The 20178-nt window shown below is 55.7% G+C and carries 15 protein-coding genes; 4 read left to right on the top strand and 11 right to left on the bottom strand.

Annotated features, from left to right (window positions below; all coding sequences use genetic code 11):
- The first annotated feature begins 15 nt into the window (after positions 1 to 15).
- The gene (locus ACIGGE_RS12250; RefSeq protein ID WP_397490553.1) at positions 16 to 2145 is read left to right on the top strand and encodes a GumC family protein; all 2130 of its coding nucleotides are present in this window, start codon (positions 16 to 18) and stop codon (positions 2143 to 2145) included.
- A gap of 71 nt (positions 2146 to 2216) precedes the next feature.
- Complete coding sequence (locus ACIGGE_RS12245; protein WP_397490552.1) at positions 2217 to 3257, top strand: hypothetical protein; 1041 nt, start codon at positions 2217 to 2219, stop codon at positions 3255 to 3257.
- A gap of 138 nt (positions 3258 to 3395) precedes the next feature.
- Here ACIGGE_RS12245 and ACIGGE_RS12240 read toward each other — a convergent pair whose 3' ends face one another.
- From ACIGGE_RS12240 to ACIGGE_RS12225, 4 genes are all read right to left on the bottom strand, one after another.
- The gene (locus ACIGGE_RS12240; RefSeq protein WP_397490551.1) at positions 3396 to 4400 is read right to left on the bottom strand and encodes a hypothetical protein; all 1005 of its coding nucleotides are present in this window, start codon (positions 4398 to 4400) and stop codon (positions 3396 to 3398) included.
- Complete coding sequence (locus tag ACIGGE_RS12235; RefSeq protein WP_397490550.1) at positions 4400 to 5089, bottom strand: hypothetical protein; 690 nt, start codon at positions 5087 to 5089, stop codon at positions 4400 to 4402. Before ACIGGE_RS12235 ends, ACIGGE_RS12240 begins: the two co-directional genes overlap by 1 nt.
- An 801-nt stretch (positions 5090 to 5890) precedes the next feature.
- Positions 5891 to 6115: a hypothetical protein gene (locus tag ACIGGE_RS12230; protein WP_397490549.1), complete on the bottom strand. Its 225-nt coding sequence runs from the start codon at positions 6113 to 6115 to the stop codon at positions 5891 to 5893.
- A gap of 116 nt (positions 6116 to 6231) precedes the next feature.
- Complete coding sequence (locus ACIGGE_RS12225) at positions 6232 to 9117, bottom strand: M16 family metallopeptidase (protein ID WP_397490548.1); 2886 nt, start codon at positions 9115 to 9117, stop codon at positions 6232 to 6234.
- A gap of 450 nt (positions 9118 to 9567) precedes the next feature.
- Here ACIGGE_RS12225 and ACIGGE_RS12220 point away from each other — a divergent pair, with 450 nt between their 5' ends.
- The gene (locus ACIGGE_RS12220) at positions 9568 to 9993 is read left to right on the top strand and encodes a hypothetical protein (protein ID WP_397490547.1); all 426 of its coding nucleotides are present in this window, start codon (positions 9568 to 9570) and stop codon (positions 9991 to 9993) included.
- Between the two features lie 8 nt (positions 9994 to 10001).
- Here ACIGGE_RS12220 and ACIGGE_RS12215 read toward each other — a convergent pair whose 3' ends face one another.
- From ACIGGE_RS12215 to ACIGGE_RS12190, 6 genes are all read right to left on the bottom strand, one after another.
- Positions 10002 to 10967 (bottom strand): hypothetical protein, encoded by a 966-nt coding sequence (locus tag ACIGGE_RS12215; protein ID WP_397490546.1) that lies wholly within the window; start codon positions 10965 to 10967, stop codon positions 10002 to 10004.
- A complete protein-coding gene (locus tag ACIGGE_RS12210) occupies positions 10964 to 13504 on the bottom strand; it encodes a fimbrial biogenesis outer membrane usher protein (protein WP_397490545.1) in 2541 nt (846 codons plus the stop codon). Before ACIGGE_RS12210 ends, ACIGGE_RS12215 begins: the two co-directional genes overlap by 4 nt.
- On the bottom strand, positions 13497 to 14273 hold the full coding sequence (locus ACIGGE_RS12205) for a molecular chaperone (protein ID WP_397490544.1): 777 nt from the start codon (positions 14271 to 14273) through the stop codon (positions 13497 to 13499). Before ACIGGE_RS12205 ends, ACIGGE_RS12210 begins: the two co-directional genes overlap by 8 nt.
- A gap of 68 nt (positions 14274 to 14341) precedes the next feature.
- Complete coding sequence (locus ACIGGE_RS12200) at positions 14342 to 14962, bottom strand: hypothetical protein (RefSeq protein ID WP_397490543.1); 621 nt, start codon at positions 14960 to 14962, stop codon at positions 14342 to 14344.
- Positions 14963 to 15111: 149 nt separating this feature from the next.
- Positions 15112 to 15720 carry a hypothetical protein gene (locus ACIGGE_RS12195; RefSeq protein ID WP_397490542.1) on the bottom strand — a complete coding sequence of 203 codons (609 nt, stop codon included), beginning with the start codon at positions 15718 to 15720 and terminating at the stop codon, positions 15112 to 15114.
- 505 nt (positions 15721 to 16225) lie between these two features.
- Positions 16226 to 16378, bottom strand: a complete 153-nt coding sequence (locus ACIGGE_RS12190; RefSeq protein ID WP_397490541.1) for a hypothetical protein — start codon at positions 16376 to 16378, stop codon at positions 16226 to 16228.
- Positions 16379 to 17200: 822 nt separating this feature from the next.
- On the opposite strand from ACIGGE_RS12190, the gene ACIGGE_RS12185 reads away from it, so the two are divergent.
- Positions 17201 to 18721: a diguanylate cyclase gene (locus tag ACIGGE_RS12185; RefSeq protein ID WP_397490540.1), complete on the top strand. Its 1521-nt coding sequence runs from the start codon at positions 17201 to 17203 to the stop codon at positions 18719 to 18721.
- A gap of 192 nt (positions 18722 to 18913) precedes the next feature.
- Here ACIGGE_RS12185 and ACIGGE_RS12180 read toward each other — a convergent pair whose 3' ends face one another.
- Complete coding sequence (locus ACIGGE_RS12180; protein ID WP_397490539.1) at positions 18914 to 19909, bottom strand: AI-2E family transporter; 996 nt, start codon at positions 19907 to 19909, stop codon at positions 18914 to 18916.
- Positions 19910 to 20178 lie beyond the last annotated feature (269 nt).

The raw sequence follows: 20178 nt of genomic DNA, 5'->3' as shown, positions 1-20178 counted from the left end.
CCGGCTCCTTACGAAATGTATTACGAGGACGATGAAGGTGCATCCCTTCGCGACATGGCCGTGCCTGCCGCCGAGCGTGTTTGGCAAACCGTCAAGAATAATAAGATACTCATCGCTAGCGTGTTGGCAGCCAGCTTGCTCTTGGGTGTGTTAGCCACGCTATTAATAACGCCAAAATACCTCGCATCCACGCGAATCGAGATTAGCCGCGTCGAAAGCAACGTAACCGCTGTTGAAGGCGTAGAAACCCAGGACCAGGTTCTCGACGCCCAGTACTACGAAACACAATACGAACTGCTACAAGCACGATCTTTAGCGGAACAGGTTACGCGCGATGCAAATCTTCTCACCACCCCTGAATTCGCAGAAGCATTCGATCTAGATCCAAATGACGACAATTTCGAAGAGCAGGTCGTCCAAAACCTTCTGACCAATGTCAACATAGCGCCGGTCGGCACGTCCAACCTCGTCGACATTCAGTTCAAAAGCCCAGCCGCGGCTCTTTCGGCAAAGATCGCCAATGAATGGGCCAACGCCTACATCGCATCGAATCTTGCAAGGCGCTTCGGCGCGACAAACGAAGCGCGCCAATTTCTGGAAACCCGTCTTGCGCAGTTGCGAGAACGGCTGGAGGATGCAGAGCGCGAACTCATTACATATGCTGCAAACCGCAATCTCTTTGCGCTTCAATCATCGCCCGATGGGGACAGTGAAGAAACTGCTTCCCAGACACTCGTCGCCCGCGATCTCCAAGCTCTAAACGAGGCGTTGGCGCAGGCCACCACCGCACGCATCGCTGCTCAAAGTGCTGTGAACGCTGCGGGCTCGTCCCTGCAGCCGGCTGATGCCGCTGCTGTACAGCCTCTCCAGCAGCAACGCGCCGAATTGGCGGCCGAACGCGCGCGTCTACGTGCTACCGCAGGTGAGCAATATCCAACTGTCGTTGCATTGACTGAGCAGATCGAGCAGCTCGATGCAGAAATTCGCCGGACGCGCAGCGAATCCGGCGGCGCCATCCAAGCGCGCTATCGCGAAGCCGCCGCGACCGAAGCCCAGCTCAGGGAGCGCGTCGACGCATTGCGCGACGAGTTCGTCGGACAACGCCGGGACAGCGTTCAATACAATATTCTGCAGCGTGAAGTTGATACGAACCGCGCGCTCTATAATTCGCTTCTGCAGCGATATCGCGAAATCGGCGTCGCCGGTGTGGGCGAAAACAACATTGCCATTGTTGACACAGCAGAGGTCCCGAGAATCCCGGTTGAGCCAAATCTGTTCCGCAACCTTCTGCTATCACTGTTGCTCGGGGGTGCGGTATCGGGGGGCATAATCCTGCTTCGCGAAAAACTCGATCAAAGCGTGCGCGACCCCAGCCAGGTTGCTGAAGTCCTTGGCATTCCGCTTCTGGGTAGCATTCCGCGAAGCGAAGAATCCGATCTAGCGGAAGATCTCCAGGTCAAAAGTTCCGAACTCTACGAAGCGTATCTCGCTCTCGTCACCAATCTCGGGTTCTTGTCTGAAGCTGGCGTTCCCAAAGTGATTATGGTGTGCAGCACCAGGCCGGCGGAGGGTAAAAGCCTTTCCAGTGTTGCTCTTGCGAAAATTCTGGCTGAGCGCGGAGATCGCATCCTGATCGTGGATGCCGACATGCGTAACTCCGGAATTTCGAGATATTTGAAGTCACCATTGACTGAAGGTCTGAGCAACGTTCTTCGTGGTGAAGATGACTGGCAACGTCTCGTTCGTCCTGCCGCCCCCTTCTCCTTCGATCTTCTGGCATCAGGCAGGAAGCCACCGAACGCCGGGGAACTGCTCGCCGGCGATCGATTTGCTAAACTTGTTGAATACCTCAAAGATCATTACGACCACATCGTGATCGACGCGCCGCCCGTTCTTGGTCTGGCCGATGCTCCACTGATTGCCGGAGCGGTGGATGGTGTTGTAATGGTAATCGAGGCTAACTCCGGCAAGCTTCGCATGACTGGCCAGGCGCTTGACCGACTGGAAGCAGGCGGCGGCAAGATTTTCGGCGGTGTCGTTACGAAATTGGACAACCGCAACACCTCTTATGGTTATGGCTATGGGTACGGCTACGGCCACAGTTATGGGTCGGATGCAGAACCCTTGGAAGGCGGTAAAAGCTGAAAGCAACTATCCGCCTTGCTTGCGCCTCTGCAGCTCTGATTGGTGGGCTGAGCCTCGCTGTTCATGCCCAATTGGCGAGCGGCGGTGAAGTCCCATCATGGGCGTCGGATTGGAACGGATTTCGTGTTGCCGAAGAAACCCTGGACACGCTCACCGCGGTTGAGCAAAATGGAGAGGTTGTTCTTCGCGTTCCACAACAAGCAAGAACGAAGGCTTCAGACGCCTATTCGCGGGAACCCTTGGCGAGCGATGCAATTGCCGTTCTTGGTATTGCGAGCGCAGAAAGATCAAATGCTATCCTTGAAAAGTCGCGGGAGTTGGACAAGCGCAACCAGGCGGTCGCGGCTGTTCTTCTTCAACGCGCTGCGGAGAACGAGGACACGCCGAAGATGCTCGAGCTCGTCGACACGTTTGCTCGCATCAATCCCAGAGCCACAAATGATATCATCGGTGCTTTGTCGGCAACCCTGAACGATCCCGTATCCTACTCCGTGATTGAACATGCCCTCTCGCAAAATCCTGTGTGGGAAGAAGCGTTTTGGCGAAAAGTGCCTCCCGAGCCTCAGTTGGCGGCATTCTACAATCTACGAATGCGTGAGCGCTCGCCTCGAACCACCGAAGAAGCGGATACCGCTTTGCTGCGCGCATTGATAGCTGAGTCTCGCTTCCCAGACGCCTTCGCTTTTCAAAAGCGAATACCCAATCGATCGGTATCGAAAGGTGTCCAATCTCTTGCATGGCAACTTAAAACCGGAGGGCAAGTTTCGGCAGATATGCGCCTTGATAAGACTATCGCCGCATATATTCAGCCCGGTGCGGGCGGCGAGCTTGGTCGTCAACTCCATAACTTGGAGCCGGGCTCATATGAGATTGCAGCAAGCATAGAAGAGCAACGGGGCGATGGAGATCTTTCGCTTGATTTGAAGTGTGCCGCACCTGATGAGCCGCAGGCTTCAAAAACTGTTGCACTGGAAGATTTGCCAGTACGGGTGCAGGTTGGCGCCACTACCTGTCCTATTTGGTGGGTGGTGTTAAATGGTTCAGCTTGGAACAGTTCGGTGCCATTCCGGGCTATTATAAAGCAACCAACTTTTCGACCGATCGAACGATAACACAAAACAGCCATTTGAACGTTGGTCGGCCAAGTGACAAATTTAGTTAGAACGATCTCCCATAATCAACGCAAGCATAGCATTATTGTTGAATAATTGCGCAGGATTAAACTTAGAATAGCCTGTCAGGAAGTTTGACTAGTCACCTACCTCCCAGATCAAAAGAGGCGCATTCTCTTCCGTTCCTGCAGCTTCGAGCCAGGCTCGACCAGAAATCCCGTGTTCGATTAAGCTCTCAACTGTCACGCCGCACGCTGCATGTGAGGTTTCGATAGAACGAAGGCGCATAGCAGGCATGATCAAACGTCTTCTCTGCTCCTCGAGCATGGCAGTCCAGTCAGGCGTTCCGAACAACCCGGACTGAGATTGGAGCTCCAGCATTATCGCTTTTGTTGGCTTCATACTGCCAACTAAGGCAGACAATTTCTCGGTGCTGGCAAATGACGCCTCAAGCGCTGCCTTATTCTCGTCCATTGCAAGACGCGCTGTAACGCGGATCGAGGATGCCAACGCAAAAGCTTCGATCGTGGGAACTGCCACGAGGAACAGTGCCTCGCGCTCCAGCGCCTGCTCGGCATCCCGATGAAATTGATTAGCTAAGAAATGCGCTTCGTTCGCGATATCTGCAAGCTCGCCTCGACCATCGGTCATAAACCAGCTTTCGTCCAGCTTCTCGGCCAAGGTCATAAGGCTCTGACGATCCCTCTCCCATGGCTCTTTACAAAGCGCGTCAAGCTTGGTGTCGATGCCGTCCAGTGCTGAGTGTACTGCTCCGATATCCGCTTGCAGTGCATCGATTTTGCGATTGAGCATGGCAAAGCCTGCCACTGAAATACCGATCGATGCAGCATTCAAAACAAGGCCGGCTGTCTGGAGTTCACGCAGAGCAGCAATGCCGGCTTTGATCTGCTCGTTTTGCCCAATCTGGATGGCCTGCGCTGCGAGATCGAGGGGCGCCGTGACCAGATCTAGTGGGCTCCGCGCTAGTAGATTTGCCAGCGGCGCTGCTTCTTGCAGGTGCGCTACGACCTTCCCTGTCGATGTCGACCTGATAATCGAACCGAGCACTTCCAATTGGCCGCTAGACACTCCGGAAAGCAGATGCTCTGGAATGCTCCGAAGCAGTATGTTGGAAGCAATCATTATATTTCCTTGGCTGTTTGCGCAGCGTTTTCAAATTCGCTCGTAAGGCTTTCCAGCAGCGAAGGCTGGTCTCCCCTACCCTTGAGCAACACAGCAACGACGAAGGCTTTGGACTTTTTCCGTATCCGCGCCTGCATTCGCGACCACAGCTTGCTCGTTTGGATTGCTCCGGTCGCAACGCCAAGTGCGGCCACGGCAGAGCCAGCTGCGACGACCGGCCAGCTGACTGTCGTGACAGTGACAAAGCCGAACAATACCGCCGTGGTGCTAACCGCCATGAATGGAAGGCCTGCCGCAGTTGCGGCACCGATACCGATCGGCACGGCAGCGGCGGCGACATCTCCCACACCGTCAAAAATACTGCCATTTTCAGGTTCGAGATCGATCGTTCGGGACCATTGCAGTTTGAGATCCACAAGCTCTGCTAGTGACGTATTCGCATCCTCGATCAACATGACCGCCAGTGGCTCGGTGACTTCCCGCGTGACGGGAACGACCTTGCTGCGAAGGAAACGCGCAGTATCGAAGCCGTCCCGCCAGGTGGCCTTCGCTATTTCGGTATCCACAATGCGCAGAATATCAGCTGCCGCCTGATTGAGAACCCTAGCGGAAATTGAAGTTTGTTCCTCCGCCCAAATTTCGAACTTTCGCCCGAAGAAAATACGGTCAAACAGCTTCTTAGCTTTCATTACAATCTACTTGTCGGTCGGGTGGAGTTTTCTGCTGCTGATCGCAATGGCAAGGCAGGGCGTGAATTGGGACGAGAAATTTCAGACTGTTCACTCCATGCACACGACTAACGCGCTCTCTTGACACAGGCTCTGGCCTGGGTGCTGACACCATGTGTTTTGATGGCCGTATTAGGATCCCACTCGCAACGAAGCGAAATGCGTCAGGCTCAGGGCCTAACGAGATATCGCCGTTCATGCCGGGGCGATAACGGCAATCTAGAAGTCCGGCGGCTTGTGTTTCGAGACATGCGGCATGCCGCATCGCACAGACTGGTTGAAACAACGTCCGTCGGGTCATGTGGCTAAAAATTTCCTTTGAAGCGAGCTCGCCCAGGCGAAAGGTGACGAAGAGCAAGAGGGACTCTTTTTTGCTGTGCGATCAGACAGTTCGCTTTCTTTCCGAGCAGAAACTCTAATGCGCGAGTTGGCATGCGCCTAGGCACGGTAGTCGAACTCGGTAAAATTCTGTGCATTCAGCAGCTTGGCGCATCTCTCAAATTCGATGTGACTCAGATTTTGGCCCAGTCGGACCACATTTGACCTCTTCATCGTGGTCTAGCGCCCCTCACAGGAACCTTTTCGGCTTGCGTGCATCGCCAGCGCGCCCTTGAAGAGCTTGTGTTTTAGAGCGCTCAAAATGTGTACTGGACACATACACATAAGCACTGCACAAGACGCACACAGTTGTTTGAAACCCGCGGAAATCTGCGGTTGCGGCTGAGAGCTGTTCTGGGTTCGAATCCTCTCTCCCCGACCACTTTATCGTAAAAATGAGGGTTTTCCGCCTTTTAGCATGCGTTTCCGCACCGTGTTGGACACACAACCGACACACATAGCGGATGCACATGCGGGAAGGTCGTATCCATGTGCCGCATCCCTGAGCGACACATCACTGACCGCACGCTTCGCCTTCGCGCCGCGCCCGTAGGTCTTGCTCAAATCGCGCAGTTCGAGCGCGACGCTTTCGTTGCGATCGTTTTGCAAGCGCTTCCCCTAATACGCACGCGGACAAATGCATGGCTGCAGAATGCATGATTCTGCCGGTACGGTGATTTTCATCGGCAGAACTATGTTGATGGATTTGTCGACAGACCGCGAAACTATTCGCCGCTTTCCGGAACGACGCGGATTTCGACCGCTCGATCGTCGGACAGGTAGGTCCGAGCGGCTTGCCGAATGTCGGCGGGTGTGATCGAATTGAGGATATCCAATCGCTCCCGCCTGCGATCGAGCAAAGCCGGATCGCTTTGCGCCATGGCGACAAGGTCGAGCCATGCGGTGTTCTGGCTCTCCGCACGTTCATAATTGGCGCGGATCGGATTGCGTGCTCTTTCGAGAAGATCGGCGGCAACCTCCTGGTCGGTCATCTCGGCCGCGATTTCGCGAAGTACATTCGAAGTATCGTCCATTGCTTCGGGTGGGACAGTCGCGAAGGCTGTGATATGGCCGAACCCATCGAAGGTCCGCTGCGAGAAGCTGAAAGCCTGCGGCGAATAACTCGCACCCAATTCTTCGCGGAGCGTTTCTATCAGACGCAGGCCGATGGTTGCAGCAAGCAGGTCGCGGGCGATATCGTCGCGGAGATTCTCGCCGTCGTCGGTCTGCCAGCTCAGCGACAGGACGCCCTGATCGGCCTGTCCCGTGTGGGTGAGGATTTTTGGCGTTTTGTCGGCCACGAACGAAACCGGCGCGGGTGCCGCACCATGCTCATCGCGGAGCGCGCGTTCGGGCAAAGCGCCGAGCGTTGCGCCGACAGCCTTGATCGCTGCATCCTGATCAAGATCACCCACCAAGCCGATCGCAAGAGAGCCTTGCGCGAGTTGCGGTGCGACAAGCCCGCGCAGCTCGTCCAACGACACTTCGGTAAGAGTGTTTGCGTCAACGAGTCCTAAACGCGCATCGCCGCCGGACAGGACGGCGTTGAGAGCACTCCCAAAGACCTGCGTCGGAGCGGAACGGATGTTCTTGGCCACGATCGGCTCAATACCCGCCAGTTGAGCTTGCGTTTCCGGCCGCCAGGCGGTCGCAGTCAGCCGCGCAGCAAGAAGGTCAAGCTGGAGTTCGAGATCGGCCTGCGTGGTGCTCCCCGAAGCAACCAGTGCGCCGTTCGCCACGGCGAGACTGTCGCTGACTGTCCGACCCGCCACGATACGCCGCAGCTCGTCAGGATCGTGCGCTTCCAGCCCGTCGACGCTGATTGCAATCGGCAGCAAGTCCTTGAGACCGGCTTTATCGCTCGGGAAGGAACTGGCGCCTGTTCCGGTGCGCAAAGAGAATGCGACCTTGCCCGGTTCGAAATCCGTCGTCTTGAGGTTGAGCTGCAGTCCGTTCGCAAAACGAACTGTGCGGATACCCAGATCGTCTATCGTCTCGTCGGACACGACAGTGCCCGGCGCGCCCCAATCGGAATAGGCGAAATCGACCGCCGCCGCCTCTTCGGGAGCGGTTACGGCAATTTCTGCGCTCTCGCCCAGCGCAGCCGCGATGGCCTGGTCGCCACCTTCGATAGGCTGCTTGGTCGAAACGTGGACGATACTCGGCCCGCCCTGCCAGGCCGCCCGGAATGCGTCGCTGACGGTTTCGGCCGTGACCGTCGGCTCGATCGCCTGATACAAAGCGAGATCGGCAGCCGGGGCTGTCGGCACGCTGTCGGCGAGGCTGGCCGCGACAAGCGCATCAGCGAGACCCGCGCTTGGGCGACCCGCGGCCTGCGCAACGGCATTGCCGAGCGCCGTTTCGATGTTAGCCTTCGCCTCGGCAATTTCAGCGGCTGTAAAGCCGTATTGGTTCGCGCGGCGCAATTCGCGCTCCGCCAAAGCGAGCGTGTCGCGCCATTGGCCGTCTTTCGATACGATCAGAAGACCGTAGGATTCGACACTACGAAAAAGCGGCTGTTCAAGTGCCTGCGCTCCGAGTGTTGGAGAATCGGCGGCGCGCGAAAGGGCCGAGATGCGGTTCGAAAGCGCGATACCGGCGATGGCGCGAAGAAACTGCGCACGCATATCCGCGACTGTGTTCGCTGCCGGTTCCCACGCGGTGATGCGCTGGAGCTCGATGATCTCGGGGATCGCCGGATCGACGAAATTGGCGATCGCGGGTGCGTCGTTCTGTGGCACAGGGCCCTGGTAGATTTCGCGCGCGTCGCCTTCGCCCTGCCAGTCGCCAAACTCCGCTTTGATGCGCTGCTCCATTTCGGCGACGTCGAAATCGCCCACAATGGCCAAGGTGGCACGCTCGGGGCGATAATAAGCATCGTAGAACGAATGCAGATCGGCAGCGGAGATTCCGCGAATGCGCTCGACATCGGCGCGCACGCGTTCGCCCAGACGCGAATTCGGCAGCGCGGCCTGAAGATAATCGGTGATCCGGCGACGGTTGGGATCATTGCGAAGCTGTGCCTCGCTCAACAGTACGCCGCGTTCGCGCTCGACGGCCTCGGAATCGAATGTCAGCTCGCCCGCCATTTCGCGGATCACCGTCAGCGCCGTCTCGACCGTCTCGTCCTCGGTATTCGGCAGAGCGAGCTTGTAAGTGGTATAATCCAGCGATGTTTCGGCGTTCGTATCGGCGCCGAAGGCGAGGCCGAGCCGCTCAAGCATCGGCAACAACTCGCCCTCCGCGATATTGGTGGATCCGTTGAAAGCCATGTGTTCGACGAAGTGGGCCGCACCGTTCTCGGCATCGGTCTCCTCGCGGCTCCCGACTTCGACAGTGAAGCGTATCGCTGCCTCTCCAACCGGATTGGTGTTACGCTGAAGAGCATATCGCATTCCGTTCGGCAGAACGCCGAAAATGATGTCAGGATCGGGCGCGATATCGGGGCTCGCGATGTCCCATGCCGGAACGCCCATTACGGCATTTGCACTCGCAGCTTGTGCATTGGCCCCATCCTGCGCCGCAGCGATCGAAGTCTGACCGATCGTGAGACTGATACCAAGCGCGAGCACGGACGCAGTGCGCCATACGGTTTGCGATGCGCGACCCATTTATGTTCTCCCCCGAAGATAATTTTTCGAAAATTCAAATGCCTCTCTAGCCGCGAGAAACCTCGAAACGCAAATCTGCTCTTTGGAATAACTGGAACGAGGTTGCGATTTGAATGGCTGCTTCCCTCTCCAAAGCGGCAACGAGTGGACTTAGCGCAATCGGCCCATTCGCCTTCTCCAACGCAGCCTGATATTTTCGGCATTTACAGTACTTTGTGAGAACCTCCACAGCAGTCATTTAATGTGCGCAGGCAATATGATCAGCCAGATTAAGGCCAATCCCCTAACGGTGACATTCCGTAATTGTACCGAGCGTCCATCTTTTCAGAGAGCACAAAACTCTATTCGAGCCCAAGAGATATGGCAGCGCCGTTACGGACGTTGCCTGCGGTGTGCGTTAGGAAATTATTTAGTGACTTGAATTAAATCGAGGCCCGAAGGAGCAGTAAGATGACGCGGACGTTGCGCCTCTCCATGATTTTGGCCACTGTTTTAACAGCAAGCACTGCGGCACATGCAGAAGGCGGTTCAATATCGATTAGTGCCCGCGTTAGAACTGTCTGTACCGCTGAAATAACGGCTGCACCGTTTGCAATGTTCGAAAAAGGGCTGAACAGAGTTGGAGAGCTGATAGAACTTTGCAACAGCGTCGAAGGTTATCGGCTTGTGGTAAAGCATTCCGAAATGTCGCAGGGCGCGTATTGGCTACTCGATGGCATCCCTATCGATGTTGAAAAGTCAAGCGACGTGACAGTTCTCGTCGATTCCACTCAACCGGCCTATAGACAAAGACATTTAGCCTTGTACCTACCTGAGCCTATCTCCGAGCGATTTCCGTTTGTCTTGTATGCAGAACCAAAAGGAATGGTATTCTAGTTCCTCGATCACCGACTAACGAGAGTGCACTCCGTACCGCCAGTTAGCCCTGCGCGGGGCGAGAAGGTTAGCGTTATCGTATCTTTATAGCTGCCAGCAGCTGCGGCTTTTGCTTCTCGCCCATCAATCTCGGCCCGTAGCCGATGAGTGTTGCCCATTGGGGCGATGCCCCTGTTACAGGCAACTCTCGAACCCGATGTCAAAGGAATGCCGGACAGCCATAAAGAATAATCAATTTTACGGTCGTCGCCGGCAAATCTTTTCAGCGCACCGTTCTCAGACAGAACGTCGATTTCGTAAGGCATTGTGGACTGTGCGGTAATCGACAGGCTCCGCGATATCGCGCCACCGTTCGCGTCAACCTTTCCAAAATCAAGCCTGCCGCGTTGTACGCCAGCAGATCCGATGAAGGTGCTGATTTTCTCTGGGACACGGAGGTCGATCGCCAACTGCGCGCCAGAATGAACTACCGGTACCCCGACATCTGCTTCGCCCGATAGACATTGATAGCGAACTTCTAACGGTTGATAGTAATTGCCTGCACTGACATCCTGACCCGCTGGAATGCGGAGGCGAAAGCTTTCACTCCTTACCTTCTGCACGCCCCTGCCGGAAAACTCAATCAGCGCCCCGTTGGTTGAGTTTGGCTGCTCGGCACCCATCGCGAAGACATTTCTGCTAGGATCGCGTGACCATACGACGTCGTAGCGCGCCACACCATTGACGCCGAGAAGCGGGTCAGGGCCAGACGGATCGGGATCCGCCAATAAAATACGCACCCCAGAAATCTTGGGATCAGTCTGGCGAATTTGAACATTGAAGAAACGATCCACCATCGCAGGAAGAAATGGATCGTAGGTGATCCGAAGGTCGGTCGCGGTCGCAGAAAATTCTGCGCACCGACCTTGTGCGTGAGCAGAGGTTGCAAAAACCGGTGACGCAATCGCCAGAAGGAACCCCAGTAGTGACCTCATTGCTCGTCTCCAGGTTGGAGTGGTTCTGACCGTACCAGTCCTTCAGCACCGGCTGGTATCTCGAAAGTATAGGTTTGCAATTTATCTCCGAACCCCGCCTCCGCTCGCCATCGCCCAGGCCGCAAACCAGCAGCAACAAATTTGCCAAATCGGTTCGTGAAAGCTTGGACAGGCGGCCGGTTCGGAGCATCCACTTCGTAAACGAGGGCCGCGGTCAACGAGAGAGGTTCGCCATTCGACTTCAGCAGGGCGCCTGTGAAAGTAATGGAATAATCAGACCCAACGTTAACAATATACCCCGAACGATACGGCGGCAGGATGGCTGCTAAGCCTGCACCTAAGTCGTAACCGAGGGGGGCATCAGGAACATCATAGGTCAGCAGTTGAGGCGCGTAAGCGGATAGATCTGTCGCAACTGCTCCTCCAAACATCCCGGAACGCGCAGTATATTCGTCGTCATTGGGCTGTAGATACACCGGCGCGTCATCAAGAGTGCGGTGGGGTGCAAAAATCGCAAAGCTATCAAAGATTGGTCGGCTTAGAGCCATTTCACCATCGGCAAATGCAATAGAGGTGCCCAGCCGTAAGGACGTTCGCTGATCGACGATTGACCGAGAATCGGTCGAGTATGACGTACTATGAGCCGCTCCTACCTCCGCGCGGTTTAACAAGGCGGTGATATTTCCGTTTGCTGCCAACTGCTCGTCGAAATATTCTACCGTTGTCTGTGCGTTAAACGATCCGACACCGCGGCCGCTAGAGGTTTGATACGAGAGGCGTCCACCCTCCCGTCTTGTATCCAGTTCTGCCGTAGCTGTCGACCGAGCACCCAACCGGAGGGTCAGAGCTGCGCGGACACCGTATTCTCGGTTGGAACCACGATCTTGATAGCTGGCCTCTGCAGTGAAAAGCATGCGCGCGTTTACTCTCCAGCCATATGTGGTTCGTGCGGTGTACTGGTCAGGACGCGCTCGACCGACTGAGTAAAATCCATCTGCGCTAACGTAGTGATCGCGAGCAATCCCCATCGAAAAAGTGCCGCCGATCTCGTGGCTATATAGATTAACTGCAGTCCGAGCATCGGCAGTAGCGAAATTCTCGCTCACAAATTGGTAAGTGGCTATTAGTGACCGGCGCCTCGTATTTGCTGTGCCAAATTCACGTTCGAACCCCAGATTGAGCGCATAACCTGTGCCCACTGAATCGACACGCGATGCAGCGAGATCAAATCCGAGAGTGCCGATTGGAGACGCCCAAACCACTTCGGCACCGGCTACGCCTCCTCGCTCGCCGACCTGAAAGTTTCCTCCAGCTGTTACGGTCTCGCTGATCCCACGACGGTAGAATCCAGAAGCGGCAGGAGAACTGGTATAATCCCTCCCACGTCCACTGAAGGGAGTGGCGACGCCTGCGTAAACGCCGAATTCAGACAACCCTTTGTCGAGAAGATTGCGATCAAAAGCAATTGAGAAACTGACAACGCTTTCTCTCCCGCTGTCGGTTCGCACTACCAAACGGACATCGTTCGCTCCTTGAGCAAAGGGAAAATCGCCGATGTCGTAAGTGCCGGGTTGTAGTCTAGTTTGTTGAACGGATACCCCATTTACGAAAGTTTCCACCGTGGAACTCTGGGTAATCGTAAAGCTACGCTGACCGCGCGGTTGAATATTCCGTTGAGGATCCAAATCAGCGTAGATCCTTTCGGCCGAAATTCCCGCAATCGGAGCCGCTCCCGAAAACCCGCGTGAAACCGGACGCAGATCCCCGCCGGCAAACCGCATAGAACGACTTAACTCGTCGTATACCAGTCTGGTGTTCTCGCGCGTGAAGGCATCCTGAAGTGTCGCCTCGTTCTCCAGAACGAAGTTATTGAAACGCACAGCGCTATCGATCAGCACATTCGGGTTTTGGAAGCCTGGATCGAAACCTTTGTGAACGTAATCGAGATTGCCAAGGATCGTCACGTATCCCGACACGCCTGCCGGCGGCGTGATCTCGGATATGGCGAGAGGAGGCGCGCCGGATACGCTTATTTGCTGTCGCGGACGCTGCTCGACCGAGAGGGTTAGTTCAATCGCGAATGTCTGGGGGTTGTAGGACAGCGGAAGCCCCAAAGCGCGCAGTTCGCTCGCGCTAACAGTTGGCCTATTTGCCAAGTTCTGGGCCAAACGACTGGCAAAATCAGGTCTCAAACGCGAAATGATCAGCCCAAGAAGCTGTTCGGATTCAAATTCGATTTCCCCGTCAGCGCGCAGCAGATAATCGATTTGTCCTAGGACAAAGCCATTGTCGATCAACGGACCGCCGAGCGGGATATTCCGCCCGGTAGTATTTATCGCTTTGAGCTCATCCGCCAGCGAACCAGACAAGTCGGTACCCCGGACAAAATTCGACGATGCCGATTGCTCTTCCGCAGGAGATTGTATTTCTTGGGCGATGAAGCGATCTGTTACATGCGAGTTCGCCGAGAGGTCGAGGACATGCAAACCGATGATTGAACTCGAAGCGGGAAGCAGAACGCTGGCTAGGCTAATCACTTTCCTGTTTCGCCATTTCTACACTGACCGGCCCTTCGCTGCTCGGCAGATCAAGTCCGATTGGCAAGGTGCGGGTAGCCCCTGAGGGAACGAGGCCTAAGCCCATTTTGTGTTGGATATCTTCCGGTTGAAACACTTCTCGGTAAACCACGCTGCCAGTGCCATCGCGCTGAGTAACGGTGAGCCGATTTGAGCCCACGTAGCCGTAGTTATCACCAGTGTTTTGCACCTGAATTACCGGTTGCGAAATTCCGTTCTCGCCTTGGCGCAGAGTGCTGGAAATGATGCTCAGCTTCGCATCGCCGTCGGGACGGTCAACACTAACAAGAACACGGAAACGATGAAGAACCTGAATAGCATTCTGGTTGGGAGCAAAGGCCACCGGTAGCTGCGCGATAGTCACGTAGTAATGTTCGCTGTTCCGAGGCTCAGGGTCGCCTATCCACTGAACGCGGAATGCCTGCGTCGCACCTGGATCGACGGTAGCCTGCGATGGAAACACGAGAAGATTCTCAGCTTCCTCGTTCTCGAACTCAACCAGTTCGCCGTCTACGATGCGCACCGGATGAACAACGACCTCGACAGGTGCAGTTTCGGCAAACGCATTTTGGAGCGTGATAACTGCGGAGGCCTGACGACCCGAGGACTCCAAGTCGATAATAACGGGCTGGACGTTCAGCGCGCTAGCATGCACCGAAGCGAGCAAGAATTGGAAGGATGCGGCAATCGCCAGAAAGCGAACCAATGGAATCCTAAACAACGATGGCATGCGGGGGGTGTCCCAATTATCAAAAAGGCCGGGGCGTTCTCACGCCCCGGCCCATGAACTCACTTAGATTACGCGCCCGGCGTCAGAATGACGTTAACGAAGCCCGTGTAGTTACCCGCAGCAAGACGGCGATCCGTCCGCGCCGTCCAGTTAGTTGCGGTCGGTGTCGAGCCACTCGAGCTGGCAACGGCTAGACCGTTCGAAGCCGCTTGGGCGAACTGCAGGTGGGTCGCGGTGCTGCTCAGACTGATATGACCGCCGAAACGGTTGGCAACAGTTGACGGACCTTCAGTCGAGGTCGAATCAAGAGCCAAACCATCGATGGATGCGTCAAGGTTATAACGGACGAACTGGCTGAAACCGCCATCGGTCAGGCCCGAGCCCGTCGCACCTACGCGAGCGAGCACAGCGCGCTCAACCTCGACCTGGCTATTCGGCGCGTTGCAAAAACCGATAATGCGAGCGTTATTAAGGGCGGTAGCGATTTCCTGGGTCACGGCGCTACGAACCTTCGCATTGGCATCGGTCAGGTCGCCAAGAGTAATCGAGGTCTGCTGAGCCGAAATGCCGCACTTGCTAGCGACGTTCGCGTTGATATCAACCTGCTGGTTGACCACCTGGGCCGAAGCCGCACCTGCAAAACCGATCGAGAGAGCGACAGCTGTTGCAGCACTTACTAACTTTTTCATTCTCAACTCCTATTAGATTGACGGCATTATTATTAAGTAAGATCCCCCGGTCCTTTTCTCGGATCCGAAGGGAGTGATGGATTTCCAATTCACTCCATCATTACTTGCGGTCGAATGACTGCAAATTTCAAAAGGTTTGGTGCGCCGGGTCATGTTCGCGGACCCACTATTAAAATTAACGTATCCCGATACCGGCCCGGAGCGAGTCTGCGCGTCAACTCGCGTTGATCCGGCCATTCGACTTGCAGCGTGGCATCACGATCAATCGCTATTCCGTTACGCGAGCTCAGCCCCTCTCCCGTTACAGTCGAAGCGAAGCTACAAGTTCCTCCGGTAACTAATTCGGATGAGGCGCAGCGCTCGGAAGCTATGGCACCGCGATCAGTATCGATACCGACGCTCAGGTAATAAGTTTTCGCAAAGGCGAAGCCTGAGCCATCATTCAAAGCATCTTGGTTTAACAAAGCGCCGTTCGCGGCCGTGACGCCGAAAGAAAAGGGCGTGTTGCAATCCAGCTTGAGCCGAAAGCTCAACTGTGCGGCGCTCTCAAGATCTCTTGGAGCCGTAGCCGAAAGTGGGCTAGCACCGATAAAACCGCAGCGAGGCGCTATATCGGCATTAACGTCAATAGTTATTGCATCGGCTTGGCCGAACGCCGGCGACGCGGACAAGATTAGACTGGCGAACGTTAATTTGAGAGCCGCTTTAATCGCATTGAGCGCAGGCGCGCACGTCATGCATCGCAGTCTTGCAATCATCGCGCCCCCCCCTTTTTAAACCCAGCTTCGCAAATGAAAAATCGTAAGCGACTCATCGCGGCATTTGCGGACCTGAGGACACCGCCACAGCGATTTCCTAACGATTGGCGAATCGCCCGCTAAATGGTTTTCCGATCTGCGAGAAAGAGAATGCCGCGCGCGTCCCAATTCGGCACGTTTGCAATTGGCAGTCTTGTATAGGGCGTAATTGTCCGGGCCCATCATACAGCCTTGTATAGGGCGTAATTGTCCGGGCCCATCATACAGCATGACGATTCCATCCTGTTTGCAAATTAGGCGCACCCAGCTTGAATGGGTCGCAAAGAGATAGCGCGGCGCGCGGAACGGCGGCTGATCGAGTGTTGTGTCTCAATAGTCCCAGCGCATCATGGACGCGCCCGTCGCCCCACTTACGTTCTTGCTTGGGTCCGGAAGCGGGCGGATACGGCGGCTATCGGTAGAGTCATTCCAATTCGACGGGGCTGGACGAAAGACGTCAGGACTCTCATCGACAGCGGCGTCGAGGTGCACCGGCATTGCGATACGTGTAAGAATAGGGTTCGCCGACCTTCAGCGGATAGCTAAAGAAAAAGGCTTCGACTTCGATCTGTGGAACCGCGAGGCACGCTGCCGCGTCACGCCAGGATGCAAGGTCCATGTACGTATCCTATGCGGCGGTCGTGGCATGCTTTTGAGCCTTTAACATGGGTCATCGCACCGCTGCGCACACCGTTGAAGCAAATAAGCGATACAGATGCGGAAAGGTCAGACCGAGCATTTGTATTGCTCATCTTACGCGTCGCGGCGCGAGATATGTCGTCCGGCGCCGTATCCATGTCCGAAATATTATCTCTCGGCCTCTACTGTTCGCGCTTCAGACGGCTGACCCGAGCGCTGCGCGAAGCGAGCTGCAATTCTGTCGGGACGTTTCGAGGTCGTCTTCCTCCCAGAGGCAGCTTCGAGTTCGGCAATTTGTGCTGCCTGCAACGAACGCTTGAACGACCTTCCCAGAGCAGCCCCGATGCTTTTCGTGTTGGCACGTGCCGAAAGCGCGATTCCGTTATTCTGATTACTTGTGACACCTACGTAAGAGGCGAACGTTCGACTGTCACGGACGCAAGTCAGCGTTGAAATGCCATGCGTATGGAGGTCTGTCCTGCTGCTAACTGCTGGCATTGAAGAGAATTTAATGAAATGTACCTAAGTTAAAGAACGAAATAGCTAATTGGATAAGCGCGAGCGAAGCGCAGTTCGCTAAGGGGTCTCGAAGTCAAACATGAGTTTGCTGTGGTTCACGTGGCGGTCGCTCCTTCAAACGGTTGTGATAATCTGCGCTGGACTCATCGGCCCTGGGCTGTTCGCGGCCCCACCTACCGACACGTGCTTTGCCGTTTCGCGCTCTGTTATCGCTCCCGATAGATCCGATCTGCAATGCTCGGGGAGACCACGCAGTTACAGCAGCCGTGTCCTTTGGCTGCGTGTGCCGATCGCGCCAGCGCTTTCGCAAGATGCATCGCTCGCCATTCAATCCACCCGGTTCGAACGCCTCGATGTCTACTTCGAATATAGAAACGGCATACAAAAAGCGGGGTCGGTCGGCCGAGGCGCCTACGGCAGTAATTGGCAAGTCGGTGGTCAGATCGCTCTCGACACCGATGTTGACAATCAAGCTAGCGCGGCATGGCTACGAATAGAGGGCCTGCAGAGTTATGATCTGCTTGAGCTGCGAATGGTTTCTCAGCCGGCCGCACAACGCCAGTTCCAGCTGACCGCATTCGCGATCGGAGCCGCATTGGCTCTTCTAGGTATAGCTGCGTTGTTCAACTTCGGTCTCGCTATGGGCTTACGGCAAAGCTTTTTTCTTTGGCATGGTGGCTGGGCGGCGACAGTCATGATCTGGGGCCTTGTTTGGTCTCAGATTGGACTGACGATAATTCCAGAGATGGCGGGCACCACATCGAACCGCCTCGCGACTATTCTGGCCTGTCTTGCAATTCTGTTGGCGTCTCTCGCAACGGCAGCGGCGCTACGGCAAGCCACGCCGAAACGCGCGCGCCGCCTGCTCGTCGCGCTCGGCGCCGTAGTTTTCGCCTTGGGTACGGTAAGCGGCCTGCCCGGCGCCAACATTGGACGGTTTGCCATAATACTGGGGATCGGGACCCTATCTTGCGTGGCACTAGCAACGGCCTGCATCGCAAAAGCCTGGAAGGATCGTCATGTGGAAGGCCGTTATCTTGCGATTAGCTGGGCCATTCCCATGGCAACGTTGGCCATTACTCAGATAGTCGATCTCGGCGGGGTGTTATGGGGCGGCGGCGACAGGATTGTGATGCTGTTTGCTTCCGCCTTGCAGGTTATCTGCTTGACGGGCTTTGCAGCGGCACGCTTAGGATCCCTGCGAGTGGAGCGCGACGTCGCGATCGAAACTGGTTTGAGAATGGTGGAACTCGCCGAACGGGATCCGATGACGGGATTGTTGAACCGCAGGGGGTTCCTTGCCCGATGCTCAGAAGATTTTGGCGGGCTCGTGAAAGTCCCGTTCGGCTTGCTCGTAATCGATCTGGATAGGTTCAAGTTGGTCAATGATGAGTTTGGGCATCAGACAGGAGATGAGGTCCTAATAGCTATAAGTCGCAAATTGCAGACGTTTGAAGCGCGATATGCCTGCCATGTTGGCAGGCTTGGCGGAGAAGAGTTCGTCGTGGGCGTGAGTGGGCTTGCTGGCCAAGACCTTTGTCGGCTTGGCGAAGCGGTAAAATCCGAATTGGCGCAATGCAATTTTGATGCAATTGCACCCGCTCTCCGGATCACCACCAGCATTGGGATCGCGCAAGGCATAGCGGATGGGCCGTTCGACACGCTTTACAGACAAGCCGACGACGCACTCTATGCCGCCAAGCACGCGGGCCGAAACCGCGTAATCATCGCTGATATCAGCTCTGCTAGACTCCAGGAGATCGTAGCCCTGAAGGTGTCCGGGCATGATCGCGTCCGCATGTGATTAAGGGGGACTTACCAGGAGAAGGTTTCCAGTCCGTCAGAATTGCCCGGCAATGAGTGCTGTTAGAATGGAAATTTCCTAACCGGTCTTTTGACTACATTGCAGACGTACTTGTTGCTCTAATTCGCTGCGGAGCCTTCTCCCTTTTGACCAGTCGAATCGTCGATACCATTCACTGTAAAAAGACTCCGCTTATCCGGACGCTCGGGGTTCGACCCATAGCGTCTTGATCGTCATCCATAATACCACGGTCAATGGGCCACCCAGCAAGAGGCCAGGCAAACCGAACAAAACCCCGAAAATCAGCAAGCAAAATAATGTGACCGCTGGCGGGATCTCGACTGCAAATTTCATGGCCAGAGGAGCGACAGCGTTGCCCTCGATCTGCTGCCAAACGATAAAGAAGCCGATGGTCCACAACGCTGTATCGATACCAACGGTGCCGGCTATCAGCACTGCGGGTATCGCGCCCAAGACCGGCCCCAGCAGCGGCACGAACTCGAACAACCCGGCCAAGATAGCCAGCGCCAGTGCGGACGGCACGCCAAGCAGGGTCAGTCCGAGATAGACGACCAGGAAGGTTGCAAGCATGGAAATGAGCTGGGCCAGCAACCAGTCGCGTAAGGCCTTTCCCGTTTTGCGGCTGGCTGCATCCACACGATCGCGCGCACGTTGCGGAAGGAGCCTGATGGCGCCTTTATGATAGGTTTTGGGATTGATGGCGATATAGACCCCGCCCAATACCGCCACCACCAAACCGGATAGCGCGTCTGTCAGTGCCCCGAACATGGTTTGAACCATTGAGGCCAGGCTTGTGCCGTCAGGCGCGAAATCGTCGATGACGCTTTCAACCCGCTCGGGGCCTGCCCAGTCGACAAAATTCTCCCAAGCTGGGGGAAGCGTGTCGCCGAGTTGGGACAATTGGGCGGATATCTGGCGACCGAACAACAACGCCGCGCCAATAAGCATCGACGCAATCAGAATACCGGCCAGCAGACGCGAAACGCCTTCCGGCACGGGTGCCAGCTTCCGCAGCGCGTTTCCAGAGGCGTCGAGCACAACGGCAACCACTACCGCTGCGAAGATTAGCAGAAGAACACTTTGCAACTGCCAGATCAGCAGAGCGCAAACTACCGATGCTATGGCTATTAAGACGCGGAGGGAAAACTGCGCAAGGCTGCCGGTCACGGGAAGCTCACGAGACAGTCGAAGGGCATTTTCATTAACTCCCAGGACGAGCTCCGATCGGCCGCCCGGAAGCATGAACCAATAGGCGCAACGCCAGGTCCCTACTAAATGGATTATTCCTAGGGCGCTTGTCCCCCTCTGGCTTTCGCAGCATTGACGCTTCGATGAAATACGAAGGGCCGTTGAAGCGCTTTCAATTCAATTTGCCGCTGTTCGACTTTGGCCGCGGCCAGTCTAGCACTTCATCCCAACCCTTCATTGCGCAGCAA

The organism is Qipengyuania sp. NPDC077410 (assembly GCF_044543405.1).
GTDB classification, from domain to species: Bacteria; Pseudomonadota; Alphaproteobacteria; order Sphingomonadales; family Sphingomonadaceae; genus Qipengyuania; species Qipengyuania pacifica.
This window is presented reverse-complemented; position numbering and strand designations above follow the sequence as displayed.

Excerpts from the sequence above, each read along its gene's own strand:
- ACIGGE_RS12225 (WP_397490548.1), bottom strand. The coding sequence starts at position 9,117 with ATGGGTCGCGCATCGCAAACCGTATGGCGCACTGCGTCCGTGCTCGCG.
- ACIGGE_RS12195 (WP_397490542.1), bottom strand. The coding sequence starts at position 15,720 with ATGATTGCAAGACTGCGATGCATGACGTGCGCGCCTGCGCTCAATGCG.
- ACIGGE_RS12205 (WP_397490544.1), bottom strand. The coding sequence starts at position 14,273 with ATGCCATCGTTGTTTAGGATTCCATTGGTTCGCTTTCTGGCGATTGCC.
- ACIGGE_RS12190 (WP_397490541.1), bottom strand. The coding sequence starts at position 16,378 with ATGGACCTTGCATCCTGGCGTGACGCGGCAGCGTGCCTCGCGGTTCCA.
- ACIGGE_RS12220 (WP_397490547.1), top strand. The coding sequence starts at position 9,568 with ATGACGCGGACGTTGCGCCTCTCCATGATTTTGGCCACTGTTTTAACA.
- ACIGGE_RS12235 (WP_397490550.1), bottom strand. The coding sequence starts at position 5,089 with ATGAAAGCTAAGAAGCTGTTTGACCGTATTTTCTTCGGGCGAAAGTTC.
- ACIGGE_RS12250 (WP_397490553.1), top strand. The coding sequence starts at position 16 with ATGTATTACGAGGACGATGAAGGTGCATCCCTTCGCGACATGGCCGTG.
- ACIGGE_RS12200 (WP_397490543.1), bottom strand. The coding sequence starts at position 14,962 with ATGAAAAAGTTAGTAAGTGCTGCAACAGCTGTCGCTCTCTCGATCGGT.
- ACIGGE_RS12240 (WP_397490551.1), bottom strand. The coding sequence starts at position 4,400 with ATGATTGCTTCCAACATACTGCTTCGGAGCATTCCAGAGCATCTGCTT.
- ACIGGE_RS12215 (WP_397490546.1), bottom strand. The coding sequence starts at position 10,967 with ATGAGGTCACTACTGGGGTTCCTTCTGGCGATTGCGTCACCGGTTTTT.